A 3,892-nucleotide genomic window follows, 5' to 3' on the forward strand; every position below is an offset into this window, starting at 1 on the left:
CGCCGCGGGCCTCGCCGGCATCGCCGTCATTGCCGGCAACACCATCGCCGCCGAGCCGCAGGCGATGATCGCGCTCGCCGACGCCAAATATCTCTTCGTCATCGGCCTGCCGGCGTGACGCAGTCCCGCGATCCCAAGCGCAGGATCTTCCTGATCGCCACCGAGGAATCCGGCGACCGGCTCGGCAGCGCCTTGATGAAGGTGCTGCGCCAGCGCCTCGGCGACGGCGTCGAATTCGCAGGCGTGGGCGGCCGCACCATGGCGCGCGAGGGGCTGGAATCGCTGTTTCCGATCGAGGAGCTGTCGATCGTCGGCTTCGCCGCCGTGGTACAGCAATTGCCGAAGATCCTGCGGTTGATCCGCAACACGGCGGACGCCGTGCTGGAAGCCGCGCCGGACGCGCTCGTCATCATCGACAGTCCCGATTTCACCCATCGCGTCGCCCGCCGCGTGCGCGCGAAGAATTCGACGATCCCGGTGGTCGATTACGTCTCGCCCCAGCTCTGGGCGTGGCGGCCGGGGCGGGCACGGACCATGCTCGGCTATGTCGACCATGTGCTCGGCCTGTTGCCGTTCGAGCCGGAGGAATACCGCAAGCTCGGCGGGCCACCGTGTAGCTATGTCGGCCATCCCCTCATCGAGCAATTGCCGTCGTTGCGGCCCAACGCAGAGGAGCAGGCGCGCCGCGCCGGCGAGCCGCCAGTGCTGCTGGTGCTGCCCGGCAGCCGCCGCAGCGAGGTCAGGCACCATCTCGATGTATTCGGCGCAACGCTCGGACGCTTGCAGGCCGAGGGGCGTGCGTTCGAGCTGATACTGCCGACCATGCCGCATCTGGAAGCCACCATCCGCGAGGGCATCGCGAACTGGCCGGTCAAGCCAAGGATCGTGACCGGCGAGAACGAGAAGCGCGCCGTATTCCGCGTCGCGCGTGCAGCACTGGCCAAATCCGGCACGGTGACGCTGGAGCTCGCGTTGTCGGGCATTCCGATGGTGACCGCCTATCGCGTCGGCGCGGTCGAGGCCTTCATCTTGCGCCGCGCGATCCGCGTCTCCTCGGTGATCCTCGCCAATCTCGTGATCGGTGAGGACGTCATTCCGGAGTATCTGCAGGAGGACTGCACGCCGGAGAAGCTGGCGCCCGCGCTTCACGATGTGCTGACGGATTCCCCGCTGCGGCTGCGGCAAGTCGAGGCCTTTGCCCAACTCGACCGGATCATGTCGACGGGCAACAGGTCACCGAGCGTGCTGGCGGCCGATGTCGTGCTGGCCACGATGCGGAAGGGCGGAAGACTAGGCTAGGGCGCCTCGTAAGCGTCGGCTGGCAGCGGCCGAGCGGAGGTCACTTGGTTTGAGCGCAATTGGCGGCTTTTTGTCCCGAAGAGGACATGTCGGGCGGCTCGTTGGTCATTGATTGTCATCAGTTTTAGCCCGCGCAGCCGCTATCAGCATACGCTCCACTAGGCCGTCGAATTCGTACTTCCCGATTGGATCGGTTGCAGCAAGCTCATCGTAAGACTTCTTGTATTTGCCCCACCAACCATGACGTAGTGCTTCGTGGTGAAGGACGCGGGCAGCAGCTTCGACCGCTTTTGCTGTCGGTCCTTCGATCAACGCAATCGCGGATTTGCCAGCGCGCTCTCTTGTTAGCGCCCTGTTTGCAGGAAGTGCGAGTTCTAGCAGATACTCCCTGACAACGTCGTCTGAATTGTAGCCAATGTCGTTGCGAGACACGATTAAACTGGCCCAGCGTTCGACGTCATAGCGGTTCAAATCGCCGTCGCAATAGCGACGAAGGATCGACGCCACATGCCTTCGCTCGAGGTTAACCAAAGGGACGTTATCCCGCCCAAGACGATCGAGGGTAGGCAGGATCTCGTCCAGCGGCTTTTTAAGCTCAAGCAGCTCGTGCAGTGCTGTTTTTCTCTCCAAGCAGAAACCTGGGCTTTGGGCCAACGATCCAATTGTAGCAGCCAAGGTTGTCAATGTCAGCTTTTTGGCCGTAGTTGACGTTCACGCCGATGCCCGCTGAGGGGCGCTTTTGACCCAAAGCAGTCCTAAACGCTAGGACCACCATCAGTCACATTCGGCGCCAGCGCGCTAGACCTGCATAAGTTTCCATGATTGATCGGGGCTCCGTGACAGCGCATTCGTGGCTTATTTTCGGCCTTGTCGGATCATCAGCAACCCAAGTCAGCAATCGCTTGCTATCATCCCAGACGAGATCAAAATGGCGGCCCGAGTGACCGGCGACCGCAAAGCTAATAGAGCCATCGTTGGCCCCAGTGATGTTGCCTGACATGATCTCGGCCGCTGATTGAGTCTCTAGAACTACGGTCTTTGTAGAGCGATCTAGGGTGACGAAGTATGGGCCATATTGGCCCGGGCAGGTGAGTGAAAAGGCATCAACCGGATCGAGGCGCTTCAGGTCAAATTGCTCAGGTTGCCGGAAAGCTGACAGCATCGTTCTGCCAGCAACGACCGTGCAGACGTGTTGCAGTGTCTCTCTTCCCATTTCCTGGGCAGGCATTCCCGGCCACGTCATCACGTTGCGCGTGCGATTGAAGGAAAGAAGGATACGTCCGCCATCAGCCCTCAGGCTGAGGTCAAGTTGCGCGTCACTTACCCTGATGATCTCGCCAGGTAGTATGTTTGCACCTGGGTTCTCGAATACGAAGTGAGTGGACTCGAGGTCATAGGTCACGAAGTAGGGTTGCTGCTGCTGATAATACTTGCCTGTGCAGCGAATGGATGTTGGTGCTGCTTCCGCTTGCAGCGCGGAAGCGAGAAACATGAACAGTGAAAGCGTGATATAGCGCATTTTATCAACCATTATAAGTTGCGATGTTATCACGCCTCAATCGTTTATGACTTGCTAACATGACACCCGCATTCGGCGATCTCTAACATTTCGTGTTGCGAAACGAAGGATTGGACCAAAGGTTGACTTCCGCAATTGGCCCAAGGGCGACTTGCGTCAACGTATGCTTCACGTCTGCTTCGGAGAATAAAGCGGACCCAACACAAATTTGCTGCGCACGCTACGCCAAGCCTGCATCCACCCGAAAACATTGTCCGGTAATGCGTTGGCTGTCATCTGAGGCGAGGAATAGCGCCATGTTGGCGATGTCCTCGGGCGTCACCGCATCCGGAACCGCCTGGCGCGCGCGCATCTCGGTGATGACCTGCTCGTCCGGATACCACAGCCGGCGCTGGCGTTCGGTGACGACCATGCCGGGCGCAATCGCGTTGACGCGAATGCGGTCGGGACCGACCGACCGTGCCAGCGAGTTGGTGAAGCCGACGATCGCTGCCTTTGCGCCGGCATAGACCGGCAACGCCGGCGCGCCGCGCATCCAGGCGATCGAGGACATGTTGATGATCGAGCCGCCGCCGCGCGCCTGCATCTGCGGTACCACCGCCTGCGCGGCGAAGAAAACGTGCTTGAAATTGACGCCGATCATCCAGTCGAACTCGGCGGGCGTCACCTCCGCCAGCATCTGGCGCTGGTCGTTGGCGGCGTTGTTGACGAGGACCGCGGTGTCACCGAGCGATCGCTGGACCTGCGTCATGGCGGCGCGCAATGCGTCGATGTCCAGGAGATCGCAGGGCACGAACAGCGGGACCGTGCCAGCCGCTGCAGTCACCTCATCGACCAGTGCTGCGCCGGCCGCTTGGTCGACATCGAGGAACGCGACGCGCGCCCGTTGGGTGGCGAAGGCGCGCACGAAGGCTGCACCGATGCCGCTGGCGCCACCGGTGATCAGCACCACGCGGTCCGCGAGGCCGGCATAGTTCGTCTTTGTCATGCGATCAGTCGCTCCGTCTCGGGGTCGAACAGGCAAATGCGGCGGGTGTCGAGCGCGAAGGGGGCGGAGGTGCCGGGCGTGGGGCG

Annotated in this window: 4 protein-coding genes and 1 pseudogene; 2 read left to right on the top strand and 3 right to left on the bottom strand. The window is 61.4% G+C overall.

The window, feature by feature from the left end; translation table 11 throughout:
- Positions 1 to 118, top strand: a pseudogene (locus MOV75_RS29935) (DUF1009 domain-containing protein); the annotation flags it as partial.
- Positions 115 to 1,299, top strand: a complete 1,185-nt coding sequence (gene lpxB, locus MOV75_RS29940; protein WP_246931211.1) for a lipid-A-disaccharide synthase — start codon at positions 115 to 117, stop codon at positions 1,297 to 1,299. The pseudogene MOV75_RS29935 and the gene lpxB, both read left to right, overlap by 4 nt.
- Positions 1,300 to 1,404: 105 nt before the next feature.
- On the opposite strand, the gene MOV75_RS29945 is transcribed toward lpxB, so the two are convergent.
- From MOV75_RS29945 to MOV75_RS29955, 3 genes are all read right to left on the bottom strand, one after another.
- Complete coding sequence (locus tag MOV75_RS29945; RefSeq protein ID WP_246931210.1) at positions 1,405 to 1,929, bottom strand: hypothetical protein; 525 nt, start codon at positions 1,927 to 1,929, stop codon at positions 1,405 to 1,407.
- Between the two features lie 148 nt (positions 1,930 to 2,077).
- Positions 2,078 to 2,818 carry a hypothetical protein gene (locus MOV75_RS29950; RefSeq protein ID WP_246931209.1) on the bottom strand — a complete coding sequence of 247 codons (741 nt, stop codon included), beginning with the start codon at positions 2,816 to 2,818 and terminating at the stop codon, positions 2,078 to 2,080.
- Between the two features lie 220 nt (positions 2,819 to 3,038).
- Complete coding sequence (locus MOV75_RS29955; RefSeq protein WP_246931208.1) at positions 3,039 to 3,806, bottom strand: SDR family NAD(P)-dependent oxidoreductase; 768 nt, start codon at positions 3,804 to 3,806, stop codon at positions 3,039 to 3,041.
- Positions 3,807 to 3,892 lie beyond the last annotated feature (86 nt).

Origin of the sequence: Bradyrhizobium sp. PRIMUS42 (genome assembly GCF_023006515.1) — a bacterium.
Classification (GTDB): domain Bacteria; phylum Pseudomonadota; class Alphaproteobacteria; order Rhizobiales; family Xanthobacteraceae; genus Bradyrhizobium.